This is a genomic window from Thermoactinomyces sp. CICC 10521, from assembly GCF_016055135.1.
GTDB lineage: Bacteria > Bacillota > Bacilli > Thermoactinomycetales > Thermoactinomycetaceae > Thermoactinomyces_A > Thermoactinomyces_A daqus.
The window spans coordinates 24329-39844 of sequence record NZ_JAECVZ010000015.1; the positions used below are offsets into that span (position 1 = coordinate 24329).

13 protein-coding genes are annotated in these 15516 nt (G+C 45.6%); 5 read left to right on the plus strand and 8 right to left on the minus strand.

Annotated elements, in window-relative coordinates:
- Positions 1-3: 3 nt before the first annotated feature.
- From I8U17_RS11425 to I8U17_RS11445, 5 genes are all read left to right on the plus strand, one after another.
- On the plus strand, positions 4-435 hold the full coding sequence (locus I8U17_RS11425) for a PTS mannitol transporter subunit IIA (protein ID WP_033101513.1): 432 nt from the start codon (positions 4-6) through the stop codon (positions 433-435).
- Positions 436-437: 2 nt separating this feature from the next.
- Positions 438-1592, plus strand: coding sequence for a mannitol-1-phosphate 5-dehydrogenase (locus I8U17_RS11430; RefSeq protein WP_033101512.1), 1155 nt, complete (start codon positions 438-440; stop codon positions 1590-1592).
- A gap of 221 nt (positions 1593-1813) precedes the next feature.
- Positions 1814-3658 carry a tetratricopeptide repeat protein gene (locus I8U17_RS11435; protein WP_198059418.1) on the plus strand — a complete coding sequence of 615 codons (1845 nt, stop codon included), beginning with the start codon at positions 1814-1816 and terminating at the stop codon, positions 3656-3658.
- 375 nt (positions 3659-4033) lie between these two features.
- Positions 4034-4285 (plus strand): hypothetical protein, encoded by a 252-nt coding sequence (locus I8U17_RS11440; protein ID WP_198059419.1) that lies wholly within the window; start codon positions 4034-4036, stop codon positions 4283-4285.
- 196 nt (positions 4286-4481) lie between these two features.
- Positions 4482-5081 carry a class D sortase gene (locus tag I8U17_RS11445; RefSeq protein WP_232331052.1) on the plus strand — a complete coding sequence of 200 codons (600 nt, stop codon included), beginning with the start codon at positions 4482-4484 and terminating at the stop codon, positions 5079-5081.
- A 172-nt stretch (positions 5082-5253) separates the two neighbouring features.
- On the opposite strand, the gene I8U17_RS11450 is transcribed toward I8U17_RS11445, so the two are convergent.
- From I8U17_RS11450 to dndC, 8 genes are all read right to left on the minus strand, one after another.
- Positions 5254-6969: an acyl-CoA dehydrogenase family protein gene (locus tag I8U17_RS11450; RefSeq protein WP_198056335.1), complete on the minus strand. Its 1716-nt coding sequence runs from the start codon at positions 6967-6969 to the stop codon at positions 5254-5256.
- 28 nt (positions 6970-6997) lie between these two features.
- Positions 6998-8491 (minus strand): class I adenylate-forming enzyme family protein, encoded by a 1494-nt coding sequence (locus I8U17_RS11455; protein ID WP_198059420.1) that lies wholly within the window; start codon positions 8489-8491, stop codon positions 6998-7000.
- Positions 8492-8891: 400 nt separating this feature from the next.
- Positions 8892-9707, minus strand: coding sequence for a family 43 glycosylhydrolase (locus tag I8U17_RS18350; RefSeq protein WP_232331053.1), 816 nt, complete (start codon positions 9705-9707; stop codon positions 8892-8894).
- Positions 9708-9870: 163 nt separating this feature from the next.
- Positions 9871-10311 (minus strand): family 43 glycosylhydrolase, encoded by a 441-nt coding sequence (locus I8U17_RS18355; protein ID WP_370589244.1) that lies wholly within the window; start codon positions 10309-10311, stop codon positions 9871-9873.
- 176 nt (positions 10312-10487) lie between these two features.
- Positions 10488-11609, minus strand: a complete 1122-nt coding sequence (locus tag I8U17_RS11465; protein WP_198059421.1) for a cysteine desulfurase family protein — start codon at positions 11607-11609, stop codon at positions 10488-10490.
- A gap of 2 nt (positions 11610-11611) precedes the next feature.
- Entirely contained in the window at positions 11612-11989 is a 378-nt protein-coding gene (locus I8U17_RS11470; RefSeq protein WP_198059422.1) for a DndE family protein, read from the minus strand.
- The gene (dndD, locus tag I8U17_RS11475; RefSeq protein WP_198059423.1) at positions 11986-13980 is read right to left on the minus strand and encodes a DNA sulfur modification protein DndD; all 1995 of its coding nucleotides are present in this window, start codon (positions 13978-13980) and stop codon (positions 11986-11988) included. Before dndD ends, I8U17_RS11470 begins: the two co-directional genes overlap by 4 nt.
- Positions 13981-14000: 20 nt before the next feature.
- Positions 14001-15491: a DNA phosphorothioation system sulfurtransferase DndC gene (gene dndC, locus I8U17_RS11480; RefSeq protein ID WP_198059424.1), complete on the minus strand. Its 1491-nt coding sequence runs from the start codon at positions 15489-15491 to the stop codon at positions 14001-14003.
- Between the last annotated feature and the right edge of the window lie 25 nt (positions 15492-15516).

The following is a 15516-nucleotide window of genomic DNA, read 5'->3' on the forward strand; positions in this document are numbered from 1 at the left end:
AGAATGAGCATTTTATCCAAAGATAAAATTCTTATCAACCAAAAAGTAAATTCGAAGAAAGAAGCAATTGAATGCGCCGGACAATTGTTAGTTCAAGGAAATCATGTAACACCAGAATATATTGAGAAAATGATAGAGCGCGAGGAAGCAGTCACTACTTATCTCGGCAACGGCGTTGCCATTCCGCACGGCACAAATGATTCCAAAAAATGGATTCGTTCAACCGGAATCTCCATCGTTCAAATTCCGGACGGAGTCGATTTTGGCAACGGCAATACCGCTTATTTGGTGATCGGCATTGCCGCTGTCGGCGACGAGCATCTGGAGATTCTCTCCAACCTCGCCATCCTCTTTTCTGAAGAAGAAAATGTAAAGAAAATGGTTCAGGCTGATTCTGCCGATGAGTTGCTCGCCCTTGTGGAAGGGGGAATCTAAAAATGAAGGCATTGCACTTCGGTGCCGGAAATATCGGCCGGGGCTTTATCGGCTTGTTGCTGAACCACTCCGGATATGAAGTTTGTTTTGCGGATGTGGTTCAGGAATTGGTGGATGAAATCAATCGCAGGCGGGAATATATCGTCGAAATGGCTGATCACACCCGCCAACAGATCCGGGTAAAGGGAGTCCGGGCCATCAACAGCCGGGATCTCCATACCGTCGTAACAGAAATGCTCGATGCCAACCTGATCACCACCGCCGTCGGCCCCAATGTTTTGCAACGGATTGCTCCAACCATCGCGGAAGGACTGAGCGAGCGGTTCAAAAAAAATGCTCAACCGCTCAATCTGATCGCCTGTGAAAATATGGTCGGCGGAAGTTCCCTTTTAAAAGAAGCTGTCTACCATCATTTAAGCGAAGCGGATCGGAAAAAAGCAGATGAACTGGTCGGCTTTCCAAATGCCGCAGTGGACCGGATTGTTCCATTGCAAAAGCACGAAGACAAACTTCTTGTCACGGTTGAACCTTTTTACGAATGGGTGGTTGACCGCTCGGCAATTGTCGGGGAAATCCCGGATATCAAAGGAATCACTTATGTCGATGATCTGCAGCCTTATATCGAACGCAAGCTGTACACGGTTAATACCGGTCACGCCACCGCAGCTTATCTCAGCTATCATTTTGGTTATCAGACCATTGCGGAGGGATTGCAAGATCCTTACATCCGGCAAGTAACCGAACAGGCGATGGCAGAAACAAGCCGCCTGCTCGTTGCCAAACATTCCTTTCAGCCGGAACAACAGGAGCAGTATCGAAACAAGATCCTGGATCGCTTCTCCAATCCCCATCTTGCTGATCAAGTGACAAGAATCGGCCGGTCACCCATAAGAAAACTCGGCCCTGATGACCGCTTGGTCGGTCCGGCCGTACAATCCTTAAACTATGGAATCATTCCCGAAAACCTGTGTATCGGCATTGCTTCCGCATTTCTGTTTGATTACGCGGGGGATGAGGAAGCCGTTCAAATCCAGAAAGACATCAAGGAAAAAGGGCTTGCTGAAACCGTTCAACTCTATACCAAAATCAAACCGGATTCCCCTTTATTCCCGCTGATTTTGGAAAAACTGGATGATCTGAAGGCCCGTAAAAACTAATCTTTCGTGTGAGAGGCGATTCGCGCCTCTCTTTTTTTTAAATTTGTGCTGCACTCCTCATCTGTCATGATGCTTGGTCTGTGATTATCGAAAATATCCCGAATAATAAGTCATAAAACTGTTTCAAAGCCGGAAAACATCCCTGATTTCCGATATATTCCCGCCTCAAGGCATGGTAAAATGAGAGATACCAAACAAGATAAATAAAGGAGTATTGACTGATGAGCAATGCACGCAAGGGCAAATGGATTCGCGATACATATGAAGTGTTGCAAACATTTCCCCTTCATCAGGGAACGATGTACTTCACCCGGATGCACTCCGGCGAGAATGACACCGGGACAGCAACCCGCTTTCTTCTGGCTGTCCAAGGCGTTACCCTGCCGCCGGATCTGCCGCCGGAAACGCTGTTGCAACGGGATGAAGCACGTTTTGTACCAGCAGAAGCGGTATTTGTGGAAAATGAGACATTATACTGGGTTTACCGCCAATTGCCGGAAAACTGGCTTGCACACCGGTTGCTGCCCGACCATCGTCTGCCGGAAAAGCAAATTGTCCATCTTTTGCAGCAGGTGATTCACGCTTTGATGCAGGCCGAACAACATCACGAATGGACTTTGCTCCATGCTGAAAACATTTTTCAGCACAAAGACGGACAGGTGCGTTTTTTGCACGGCGGGCCGTCCTGGCTGTCAGAAGCACCTCTTTCCCCTGCAAACGAGGGGCCCCGTGTCGGTCTGCTTGCCTATTCCCTGCTGACAGGGCAACGCACGCCAATCGACGTGTCCCCTGAAAACCTCCGTTCTTTTCTGGACGAGCCGGCAGTAACTTCTGCTTGGAAACCTTTCCTCCGGCAAGCGTGGCAGCCTGCATCCGCCGTGAGTTGGAATGACCTATTGGCCTCATTGCAAAAGACGGAACAGTCACTTGTAAATCTGAGTGAAGAGAAACCGAAGATTGTCACCCAAACGAAGAAAACCGGGATCACCACACAGCCTGTCCCGCTCCCCTGGTGGAAACGCAAAGCCGCTCGTTGGATCGGAATCGCACTGAGTATCTACATACTGCTGTCAGTTGCGGGATGGGGAATCGCCGAGTGGATATCGGATACCCCCACTACAACAGTTGATCCTTATCAGGCGAAGCAAGCCGCTGACTGGTATGACCAATCCCAGACGGCCTATCAGGACAAACAATATGACCGTGCGCTGGATCTGGGCAAGAAAGCATTGGCAGCTGATCCGAGCAAAGAAAAATACTACCTTCATCTGGCCAAACTGTACCAGCTCCGCCAAGACTATAAAAACGGGGTTCAGATCATGAAACAAGCGGTCAAACGCTTCCCCGAAAATCCGGCCATACAAGATGGTTTGGCCATGCAGGCCTATTACGCCAAAGATTACGCGACGGCCAAGGCAGCCAGTGAAAAAGCGGTTCATCTGAATCCATCCCGATCCAGCTATTATCATCATGAAGCGAAAATTCTCAGTGCGCAGGGTAAATACACTGACGCCGTGGAGTTAATGAAAAAAGCGATTTCTTTGGATAAGAACCAGTCCTATTATTATTATGATCTTTCCATATATCAGTATCGCCTGGGGCAAATCGACGAGGCCGTCAAATCAGCCAAAACCGCAATCAGCATGGATCGGCAAAATGTCCGTTACCAGACGATGCTCGCCATCCTGTACTTGAAAGAACGCGATCTGGTGAATGAAGATCCATCGCTTTTGGCGGAAGAGCGAACAGCTCAAAAACAGAAATGGGCGCAAGAAGCAGCCAAAATTTTTAGTCCTCTGCTGAAAAAACATGTGCTGCACGCGAGTGAGTATTATTATGCATCCGTCGCTTTTTATTACACCGGCCAGCTTCCGCAGGCACTTGAGGCCATCCAGCTGGCGCTGAAAACGGATAACCGGCAAGCACTGTATCACTATCAATACGGGGTCGTACTTGCTTCCTCCGGCAAGAGAAACGAGGCGATCGCCGAATTTCAGCAAGCAACCCGCTTAGATGCGAACAATCCTTTGTATAAGCAGGCACTCACGCAATTTCAAAAAAAATAACCGCAACTTTTAACATATTTTTGACGACATATTCCAATTTCAATGAGATATGATATTATAGAAAAATAGGGAAGATGGGCAAAATTTGCAATGAGATGGGGAGTGAAATCCCATTGCGGACGTTAATTTTGACATTAGCCTTTCTATTCGTCTCCCTACCCGTTACATACGCCGCACCACTCGACGCTAACGAAAACGCGAATTCAAAATCGCTAACGGATACAGTAAAAGAGAGCGTCAAAGGTGTAACGGACGCGGTTCAATCCGTCGTTCAATTACCTGGGGATCAACCCTCCGGAGACCAGCCTTCCGGAGATGAACCTCCGGTCGTTGAACCTCCTGTTGTGGAACCGCCTGTAATCGATCCTCCCGTGATTGATCCGCCTGTCGTCGATCCGCCCGGGGATCAACCTCCTGGAGATCAACCGCCCGGGGACCAACCTCCTGGGGATCAGCCACCCGGGGATCAACCTCCTGGGGATCAGCCGCCTGGGGACCAACCTCCTGGGGACCAACCTCCTGGGGATCAGCCGCCTGGGGATCAGCCGCCCGGGGACCAACCTCCTGGAGATCAACAGCCTGGAGATCAACCGGGTAATGGCGGACAGGACACCGAGCAACCTGTAAAAGTAGAAAAACCTTCTTACAATCCATCCACCATGGTGCAACCAGAAGAAATCCAGTTATATAAAGCGGCACCTTCTGAAACAAAAGAATTGCCAAAAACGTCAACTCCATACCCCAATCTGGCATTGGCAGGTGGATTGCTGCTCGTCTTCGGTGCACTGATGTATCGGTTCCGTCTGAAAAAGGCTGAGTAGCTTTGATACGCAAACTCGGGCTTTTACTGATGGTTGCAGGTCTTTTGCTGGTAGGTTGGAGCGGATACCATTGGTGGAAGGAAAGCCAGGTAGCCGTTTATGATCCAAAAACTGCTCTGGCATACACGCCCCGAACCAATGCCCTCGATCCGGCGTTAACCAAAGGAATTGCGCCGTATCCCGTTCCGCAGGTGGGCAAAGAGATGGGACAGTTGGTGATTCCCCGCATCGGTGCCATTTTGCCGATCATCGAAGGAACAGACGAAGATGAGTTGGCAAAAGGGGTGGGGCACTTCCGCGGGAGCGCCCTTCCCGGCGTCACCGGCAACTCCGTCTTATCCGGACATCGCGACACCGTATTCCGCCGGTTGGGCGAAGTGAAAAAAAACGACCTGCTGGTGGTAAGAACCGATGCCGGCACCTTTACCTACAGGGTGACAAAAATGTGGATCACCAAGCCCACGGACATCTCGGTACTCGATTCCAAACCGACACCGGTACTGACACTGACAACCTGTTATCCTTTCGGTTATATCGGAAGCGCACCGAAACGTTATATTATTGAAGCCGTATTAATTAAAATTGATACCAAACAGAAATAAAAGACATTCCCCATCTTCCTTCTTTCGGGCCTTGCGGCCCGTTTTTTTATGCAAATCATGGGCAACCGCTTTGGAAATACCTGGATTCAATAAATAAAGAAACCTGTAAACCCTCTCACTCGATCAGGCTTACAGGTTTTATTCCGTTATGTTCCTGATCAACGAAGATATTCTACCGATCCCACTTTGCAAACATCACCAGTGACCGAAAAGCCTCGTCGGAAAGCACCCGTCCCGCCAAAATATCCCGGTCACGGTCGGGATGCAGGCTCAACCGCGACCAGTGTTGTGCCGCCAGCATTCGTCTGCCGTCACCATCCGTCTGCAAATCGTGTTGGGCTTCCTCCAGGAGATGAACCGCACTGAATATATCGTACATCGCATCAGCCAGTTTCTTCGCCACCGCCGCCCGGGTCTGCTCATCACCGGAGAGGACATGCGTAATCAGGTGCTCAACGCGGCCGGCTGCTTCGGCAAAGGTTTGTTTCAGTTCCTTCAGTTGCGGATGTTCGATTTTTTCCAACGTCCGGCGAAGATCGCGGAGGAACGGAGCATCTCCTCCTTTTTCCAGGGTTTTCAGCACTTCGAGCGCCTGAATGTTGGCTGTTCCTTCCCAGACCGGATTGACAACCGCATCGCGCAGCAAACGGGGGGTTACGTATTCTTCAATATATCCGTTCCCTCCATGCAGTTCGAGGGCACGCTTCGCCGCTGACACTCCCAGCTCACTGCAGCGGTATTTCGCCAGTGAGAGCAGGATGCGCAGCAGTTTATAATCCTCCGCCGTCCCCGTTCTGTAGGTGTGCATAACGTCAAACCAGTGAACCATCTGCGCCACAACCGCCCATCCCGCTTCAATCTCCGTGATCATGTCGGCCAATGTTTCCTGCACCATGGGGAAGCGGTTGATCTTGCTGCCGAATGCCTCACGATGGCTGGTGTAAATGGCCGCCTCCAAAAAAGCCCTCCGTGCGATGGCCAGCCCCGCAAATGCAGTACCGAGCCGTGACATGTTCAGTGCTTCTGCCATGTACTTAAACCCTTGATCTTCTTCACCGATGAGATAGCCGACCGCGTTGTTTAAAATCAGTTCACCGCTGGCCACTGCCCTCACGCCCAGCTTGTCCTTTAACCTGCGGATCGAGACACGGTTCCGGCTGCCGTCGGGAAGCGTCCTCGGCAACAGAAACAGCCCCAATCCCTTGGTGGAAGGCTTGTCATTCACCCGTGCGAGCGTGATGGCAATTTCGGCATCGCAGTTGCTGGCAAACCACTTTTCCCCCGTCAGCAGATAATGGTCCCCATTCTTGACTGCCACCGTCTGCGTTGCGCCCACGTCCGACCCGCCCTGGATTTCCGTCAGGAATGTACCGCCTTGAACCATTGTTTTTGGATCGGTCGAAGCCAAGCGGGGCAAAATGTTCTTTTTCTGTTCGTCTGAACCGAATTTTTCCAGAACAAAAGCGACCGACTGGGTGAGGCCGACCGGGCAGGTAAATCCCGGCTCCGCTTCGGATAACAAATAAATCAGAATGGAATTCACCAAAAACGGGATTTTTTCCGGGGCATTCCGGTCATAACGGTAAGATACCACGCCGGTGGCATACCCTTCCTGAACGGTCTTCAAATAGCCTTCATTGTACCAGACCTCGTTTATTTCCTCCCCTTTCCGGTTATACCGGATCAGCCTGGGTGCCCCTTCACGATCCGTATGTACTGCCCGCCGGTCAATCACTCCGGCCGCAAGTCCCCCGGTATGCTGAAACGAGGGCTCCACATACTCGTAAACCCCTTTCGGCAGGTACCGTTTCGCATAACGCGTGAGAATCGGATCGTCCGTATACCAATTGACATCATTGCCGCTTTCCCATTTTTCGTAATTGATCATCCCGTGTTCTCCTCCTTTTCTCCTGCTCCTACAGATTTCGGACCTGTTGTTTGAGAACCTTTCCACTGGCATTGCGGGGCAGTTCCTTTACAAACGAATAGATGCGGGGGCGTTTGTAATCGGCCAGACGAGTGCTTACAAATTCCCGCAATTCCGCCTCCGTTACCTCGCCTTTGGGAACGATCACCGCCTTCACGGTTTCCCCCCACTCTTCATGCGAAACCCCGACCACGCACGATTCGAGCACTCTCGGATGCTGAGCCAGCACTTCTTCCACTTCCCGCGGATAAATATTAACCCCGCCGGAGATGATCACATCCTTTTTCCGGTCAACGATATAGACGTAGCCATCCTCATCACGGCAAGCAATATCTCCGGTATAAAGCCAACCATCGCGAATCGCTTCACCGGTGGCCTGCGGGTTGTTGTCGTATCCGAGCATCAGGCTATCTCCTCTCAGGATGATTTCCCCGTATTCGTGCGGTATGGTATCGCTTCCATCTTCGCGCACCACACGCATTTCCATATTGACAACCGGGTACTTGCCGATGCTCCCCGCTTTGGTCTGATGTTCATGCGGACGCAACAGACACCCGTTGGGCCCCGCCTCCGTCAGGCCGTACACCTGATAGAAATTACCGTTTTGAAACGCCTCCTTTACCCGATGGTAAGAAGCCAATGGCATCGGGCCTCCGCCATAGGCAAAGACACGCATGCCAGACAGGTCAAACCGTTGAAGGTCAGGCTCTTTGGCCGCCAGCAAATAAGCGACCGGAGCCGCAAAAGTAAACGTGGTTTTTTCTTCGTGAATCCACTTCAGGAACGATCGCGGCGAAAAATCTCCCAACACGTGCGAGACTCCGCAATACAGCCCGCTCATGAAGAAACAGTTCAGCGGGGCGGAATGGGACAGAGGCATCAGAGTCAAAAGCCGGTCATCCCGCGTGAGTTGAAATTCGATGGAAATCGCCGAAGCCAGGGCAAGAATCCGTTCATGATTGAACAAAACCCCCTTCGGAACACCGGTTGTCCCCGAAGTGAAAAGAATCTCGCAAACCTCACGGGAAGAAATCGGGAGATCCAGATCGTCCGCTGCAAAGGACGAGGCGGAAACCGCTGCCTTCTCAATGCAAATCCGGTGTGACAGCGGATAATGTTCGTGCACCGCTTCAGCCGTTTTGGCAAACTCCTCGGAAAAAACAACCCCCTTCGCCCGGGAATTTCGCAAAATCACGGCAAGTTCGGCAGGCGTTAGGCGAACATTGACCGGCATCGCGATGCATCCTGCTTTGAGCAGGGCAAAATACGCGTAGAAAAAATGCTCATTATTGCGTTCGAGAATCGCCATCCGGTCGCCACCCCCAACGCCTGTGGCCTGAAGCAAGCGGGCAACCCGGTTGGCCATCCGGTTCATCTGCGCATAAGTGAGGCGGTTGGTGGCACTGATAAATGCCTCCTTGTCCGGATCTTTTCTGGCGTTTCGCTCCAGCAATCCGTGGATGGTGGGTGAAGGTTGGCTCATTCCACTGCTCTCCTCCTGTCTCAATCCCTTGACATTTTTCTATTATAATAGTATATCAATTATTTATTTTCCGCTAATATCAATTATTATTGAATTAAAAAAATCCCCTTCGGATAAACAGTTTCACGCTACTGTTCACCCGAGGGGAAGAGTGCCGCGTCACTGCATTCACTTTTACAATAGATTCATGGGGATCTTCAGTTTGAGAACTTCAGCGTCTTCCAGGCAAAAAGCAGTCAGATCGTTTGATATCAATTCAAGTCTTTAGGATGCACGGATGTCCGCCTGTTGACGAAACGGATCGCGGAAGATTAGGAGTCTGGAATTTTTTGCATAAAAATAATCCTGCCGTAAAAAATGAGGCAGGGTTCAGATTGTTTTTCTGTTCTCACCATCATTTCTACTCAGTCGCAAACACATCAAGACAATCGATTTCAGCATAATGGTCCCCTTTTGTAAAACGAACCGTGTTTTGCCCCTGATTCAACCAAACTTTTGCCGTAGACATACCCCAATTTGCCACATAAAAGGGCTGTGGTTGTGATCCATTGACAGACAACCGATGGGTCGCCCAACTACCTCCGCTTGTCCCGTTTCCCGTACGGGCGGCGAGAATGTAATAGCCGAAGACATTAACGGTTACGGTAAATTCGACATAACTGTTGTCATAATCGATATACCCCACCTTTCTCCCAGTCGAAGCAGAAGGCTCTGAAACAGCGTACGGACCATTTGCCAAGGTGGATGCCTCCACTTCATAGCGCTGACGACCAACTTCGCCGCTTGTAACCGAAATCGGTTGATTCGGATCAGCCGGAACTCCGAAGTCTGGCGTATCATCCGCATTCCATACAAATCGTTGTGCGCGGATTTGCCTTATCCACCCTGCGCCTTCATAACGAGCCGTATGATAAAGAATCCAGTCCTCATTTCCATCCGGGGATTTGGTAAAACCAGCATGACCGGGCCCATACACCCCGTTTCCGCTTGTAAAAACCGGTTCACTTCGCTTGTGCCAGGACTGTGGATTTAGCGGATCACTCGCTGTACTGGCGGTAATCAATCCCAAACAATAATCATTGGTCCAACTGCCACTGGCTGAATAAACCAGATTAAATTTGCCGTTATGAATGAGTACCTCCGGCCCTTCATTCACATAAGGAGTATGATTGATTTCCCAACCATATGTGGGCGTCGATAGTTTTACTCTGGACAATGGTCCAGGGATTACTCATATTCGCAATATACAGGTTTTGCGCCACGTTGGTATCCCCTTCCCAACCGGACCAAATGAAATACAACTGATTATTCAATTGCATCACTGTTCCATCGATCGCCCACTTATTCGTCGTATCCGTGATCTGCCCTTTTTTCACAAATCAACCGGAGAAAGGGTCGGCATTGCTATTTTCCAGAACAAACATGCGATGATTATCATTATTGCCATCACAGGTCGTGGCAGCATAATAAATGTACCATTTGCCATTTAAATAATGTAACTCCGGAGCCCAGATATCCCGGCAATTCCCACCCGACCCGTCAGGCGTCCATACCACTGTCTGTTCCCCCGCATCCAAGCCGGTAATTGATTTTGAACGCCAAATGGTAATATTGCTTCCCGTCGTCATGGTAAAGTAATACCATCCATCGGTATGCTTATAAATCCATGGATCTGCGCCATCTTGCATGATGACGTTATAAAAATTATTGACGGCCTGTTCGGACCCGCTTGCTTCCACGCGAGCCGGAAGATGGAACATGCTGGAGACCAATGCAATCAAAACCGCGCAAACGGTAAGATAAAAAGATCCCTTCTTCACCCGTTGAATCCCCTTTATATTGTCTTTCTATTCTGATTGTATCACGAAATGTTATTCATTAATTAAGTTAACTAATTAAAGTATCCTTTATATATTGTATGTAACCCAGATCAGCTCAAAAAAATTATCGCCGACCCTCGCCTGGTTTCACTGCTAAAGGTCGACGACAAAATAAATTAAGCTAGTTTTCGAAAAAACTCTAACTCTTCTAGTGTATTTTCGGGAGAAAGCGAGATTCGCACTGTTTGTCTAATTTCTTCAAACGATTTACCCATTGCTTGTAGAACATGACTTGGTTTGCCAGAACTACAAGCAGAACCAGTAGACATTGCAAGATAAGGAGAAAGCTTTTTTAATAAAACCTCATTATTTTTGCCAACAAACCGCACACTTAGTATTCCAGGAATTTTCCGCTCCGAATCGTGGAAAAACTGAATTCGATCCCCAAAAGTTTCTTTTAAGATGCTTTCCAATGTCTTTTCTAGCATCTTCAACTTTTTATGGTGTTCTTCGAGTTTCTGGTTCGCTAGTTGTGCAGCTTTCCCTAATCCAACAATATTATGGACAGCTAATGTACCGCCACGGTACCCATTTTCTTGTGTACCGTGAATCAACGGAACCAATTTTCTACGAATATTTGGCGCCTCATTTTTTATAAAGCACACGCCGATTCCCTTAGGACCATGGATTTTGTGTGCTGACATAGAAAGGAATGTTATTCCTGGAAGTTTTTTTAATGAGATTGGGATCTTACCACAAACTTGAGTTGCATCGGTATGAAGAAATACATTATTCCTCAAGCAGATTTCAGAGATTGCATCTATGTCATTTAAAGATCCTACCTCGTTATTTCCCCAAATTACACTTACGAGCAAAGGACGCTCATTTTGAATCATCTCTTCCAACTCATTGATATCTATTCTTCCATATCTATCAACTCTTAAATAAATTACTTTTACACCTTTAGTTTCAAGATACTTACAAGTTTCCATAACTGAAGAGTGCTCCGACTGCGTTGTAAGCAATTTTTTTCCCAAGTGCCCATAAGTTTCAACAACCCCTTTTAAGATCATATTATTACTCTCTGTTGAACCACTTGTAAAAATCAGCTCCTCTGGTTCACAATCCAAAAAGGTTGCTACCTGCTGCCGAGCACATTCAACAGCCTTCCGCGAATTTTCTGCCAGTGAATAAAATTTGCTCGAAGGATTCCCATACTCCTCTTGTAGATAAGGCAACATTGCCTTCAAGACTTCGGATGAAATTTTGGTAGTTGCACTATTGTCAAGGTAGATCATACTTACTCCTCTCCCATTTGGATAAGTGTGCGGAAAAACTTTTCTGCATTTCCAGCCATTTTATACTCGTTTGCTAAAATGGTTAAACCACGTTCTAAATGAGCGTTGAATAAGTCGGGGAAATATTCTTCATCCGAAACTTCTCTTCCTAAATGATGTGCAATCATTGCTTTGAAAATATAATCATACTCTCCTGTTAATGTATTGCGATTAAATTCCTGCCCCAAATGGTCAGTATTTTTGACTTCGATAGGTTCGGGTATTCTCAAGGATAATGCTACTGCAATCCGAACAATAAGATTTGGAGTGTAATTTAAAACTCGTTGAGCTTCTTTCAACTCTTTCTCTACTTTTTTTGAAGTTTTTAACCGATAATTCATATCGTCATCCCCATTTTAGATAAAGAAAAATATTGATTTGGCTGTATAAAGGATTGATTTTGAAAAGGATCGTATTCTAACGTAAACACTTTGGCAATATGGGGGCGAATTTTCTCATATAATCCTTGATCAATTTCAGTATCTGTAGACAGAATAATCACTTGTTTTCCCATCTTTGACAATAACTCTGTCATCATCAATATGCGATGTTCTTGATCTAGACGTCCAAGAAGAGTATCAAATACAAAAGGAAAATTTCTGCCAGATACATAAAACATAGCCCAAACTAGGCACAGCATCAAAAGCTCTTTTTCTCCAGCTGATAATCGTTCTTTCTTCACTTCAGATAAATGATCAAAGAGCATAACATCAAATGTTTCAGGATTGATCTTGACAATTTGAATGAATTGTTTTTTCCGAAATACAAATTGAATCATCTTCTGCACTTCGATTTCAACCTGTTTTAGCTTTTTCTTTAATTGTATTTCACGAAATCTTTTACTGATCTCGATTATCTTATTAGAAAACCCCAGTATACTTTCTGAGCGTTCAACATCATATCGTTTCTGAAGTAACTTTTCTTTCTCTTTTTCAAGAACATTTATTTTTTCTCCCAACTGCTTTATTTCCTCTTCTAGTTCTATCATTTGCAATCGAATTTGTTCAATCTGCTTCGTTGTTTCTTCCATCTGCAATACATATTTTCGAAGATCAAGTGCTTCATCGTTCAGTTCAATCTGCTTCCGGATCTGTTGCACTTCTTTCAACAGCTGTTGATTCTCATCATATAAATCTAGATAGTCATCCGCTTTTATTTTTTTAATTCGATGGTACAAATAATTGACTTCATTATATTGAACCGAAGATGCCCTGTGAATCACATTTTGTTCATTGATACCAATAGATTCTTGAAGTAAGTCAGTAAATTGGGTTAAAAACTCCTCAATCTGTACTCCAGACAAAGCGAGTTTTGTATTGAGTTTTTCTTTCCAATCAGGAGAATCACTCATTCTTATGAAGTAACCAATCACTTCAAGCTCTTTTTCTTTTTCCATCTGCTTGAGTATTTGGTGTATAAGAGGACGATTTAGATAAAAGGGAAGATCAGTAGAGATAAACTTTTTGATTCGTTCAAGGTTATGTCCCCTTCGCTGCTTCAAGCTTTTTTCTTGAAGTACAAGTTTTTCGCGTTGATCTTGATTAATTCCGCCATGCTTTGTAAATTCTTCTCTTATTAAATGGAGTAATTCTTCTTTATTTCTGAGATTATCAGCCAGTTCTTTTAGATGATCTTGGCGGTTATTATAGACAGCACGTAGTTCATATAGATTGTCTTGTATATATTTTAATTTTTTATCAAAATCCGTTAGTTCATTCTTCAATGATAAATACTCGTGATAATTAACCAAATCTCCTTCCATTTTTTCAAATAAGTCGAGATTAAAAAGAACTGAGCTTATTTCTTGTAAATAAGCGGAAAGGCGCCCCTCTGAAACTATACGAGAAATCTCCTCACCATCAAAAATTGTCAATTCAAATAAACGCGGAGGAATCTCTTCACGAATTTTATTTTGAAAATTTTCGGCTTGCACAGGACTTAAAGGTCGACCATTTTTAAGTACTGTGACGACTTCTTTAAACCGGTCGTTTTTCCATTCCCAATCTCGTTCGATTTCATACACATTTTTTTCAAAATCCTCAATTTGTGAGATCATCACGGCGACTTTGAAATGCATTTTTCCTTCTTCTCTTGCTTTTCGATTAAATAATGAACGAATTTTTTCTCTATACCCCTCGGTCTCTGTGCGAAATCCAAAAGCCAAAGGACCAAATAATGCAAGGCGAAGCGATTCCAATAAAGTTGTTTTGCCTGCTCCATTTTTCCCACCAATTAAAATTAAATTACGATCTTTGAATGGATGATCGAATTCAATTTTATGACTTCCATAGTAAGCTCCTACATTTTGTAATCGAAGACTATGTAACCACATACCACTACCTCTTCTCTCCATTATAAATGCAAAATTTCCTGATCAAGAATTCGATCAAACTCTTGGTATAAACCCCTACGAATCTTATAACCTGAATATTCTCGTTCTACAGCAATTAATTTTTTTATCAATGAAATTGGCACTCCGTACTCTTCACAAAGTCGTTCTAGATCTGTAATTTGATTCTTTTTGAATTGAGGTCGGTCATCTTGCTCCCAATCTAACTCAATTCCTGTCTCTTGATAATAAATCTTTGGAATCTGATCTTCCCAATCACCCTCTCTTTTCCAAAGCCTACGAATCAGTTTCAACTCTTCTAGAGATATTAACTCTACTGTAGAATCCTGTCTCATTTCTTGCACTTTTTTTTGTGTTTGTAATAAACGACGCAAAATTTCTTCGCGAGCTTTTAGTGTAAAAGGTCCTAAGCCAAGTTGTTTAATTGATCCATCTTCTGTTCTTATGTAATATTCCAATTCCTCTACATGTGCCAAATCAATATTCTCTTTTTGAATATACTCCTTCAGTTCCTCTAATGTCTTAATCTTGTCTTCAGGAATTTGCTGATCACTTGGAACAGAAACTAAATAAATTTGTCCGTTTGTTCGCTGTTTTTGCCGCAAGGAACGATCAGAACGAATTTTAGCCAAATAGTTTCGAAACTCAAGCAACGGCTTTAACCATTCAACTCCACTATTTATAAATCCTGTGAGAGCCTTGTCTTCTTTCACAACCGTACAAGTCCAACATCCAAAACGACTGTTTCCACAAGAACCTGCACTCTCTTTAATCTCTTTGTCTACAATCAATGGGCATTCACTGCTCGAATCCTGGTAAAGCTGCAACAAATCATGGTTGTTTCCTCCCCATGGCGACTCATATTCAAGCAAATATTGCCAAACATCTTCCATAGTAAATTCCCGAATTGGCGCAAATACATAGGCGTTGGGAAGAGAAGAATGCTTCATCAGTACCTTACCCTCTACACTGTGGGATTTGATCACCCCAGCACGAGTACTGCTCTCTGTTTCCCGAACGCCTAGTACCATGATTACTTCGCCATATTTGGAGACTTTATCAAGAATAAAGCGGTTAGCCGGATCTATTTTTAAACGATCAGTACACCAACGAAACTTTTGGCGCGGAGAAGGGTACCCCCGACCAATCAAAGTGACCCAAAATGTGTTTTTTAGTTCCGGGCGTACTTTATGAGTTTCGATTGGTAGCCCTCTTCTCATCGCCTCATCTTGAATCATCCCAAGTGTATTTGTAATGGATGAGATAATCATTGGAGTTTCTACTAATGTATCGGAAGAAATTATATATACCATCTTTTTTAGCTGGCTTGCTTCTAATTCAGACAAAGCGGAAAAGACTAATTGTACGACAGCAGTCGAATCTTTCCCACCACTATATCCAACGACCCAAGGTCGATCATCAGCAAGGTAAACCTTTTTGACTTGCTCTTTTGCTTTTACAATCTTTTCATTTTCTCCAAAGATATTAAGCATATCTTGTTCCTCCGATGTTTCGAGT

Bases quoted from the DNA above. Each gene is read 5' to 3' on its own strand.
- I8U17_RS11425 (WP_033101513.1), top strand. From the start codon at position 4: ATGAGCATTTTATCCAAAGATAAAATTCTTATCAACCAAAAAGTAAAT.
- I8U17_RS11430 (WP_033101512.1), top strand. From the start codon at position 438: ATGAAGGCATTGCACTTCGGTGCCGGAAATATCGGCCGGGGCTTTATC.
- I8U17_RS11435 (WP_198059418.1), top strand. From the start codon at position 1,814: ATGAGCAATGCACGCAAGGGCAAATGGATTCGCGATACATATGAAGTG.
- I8U17_RS11450 (WP_198056335.1), bottom strand. From the start codon at position 6,969: ATGATCAATTACGAAAAATGGGAAAGCGGCAATGATGTCAATTGGTAT.
- I8U17_RS11455 (WP_198059420.1), bottom strand. From the start codon at position 8,491: ATGAGCCAACCTTCACCCACCATCCACGGATTGCTGGAGCGAAACGCC.
- I8U17_RS11465 (WP_198059421.1), bottom strand. From the start codon at position 11,609: ATGATCTACCTTGACAATAGTGCAACTACCAAAATTTCATCCGAAGTC.
- I8U17_RS11470 (WP_198059422.1), bottom strand. From the start codon at position 11,989: ATGAATTATCGGTTAAAAACTTCAAAAAAAGTAGAGAAAGAGTTGAAA.
- dndD (WP_198059423.1), bottom strand. From the start codon at position 13,980: ATGTGGTTACATAGTCTTCGATTACAAAATGTAGGAGCTTACTATGGA.
- dndC (WP_198059424.1), bottom strand. From the start codon at position 15,491: ATGCTTAATATCTTTGGAGAAAATGAAAAGATTGTAAAAGCAAAAGAG.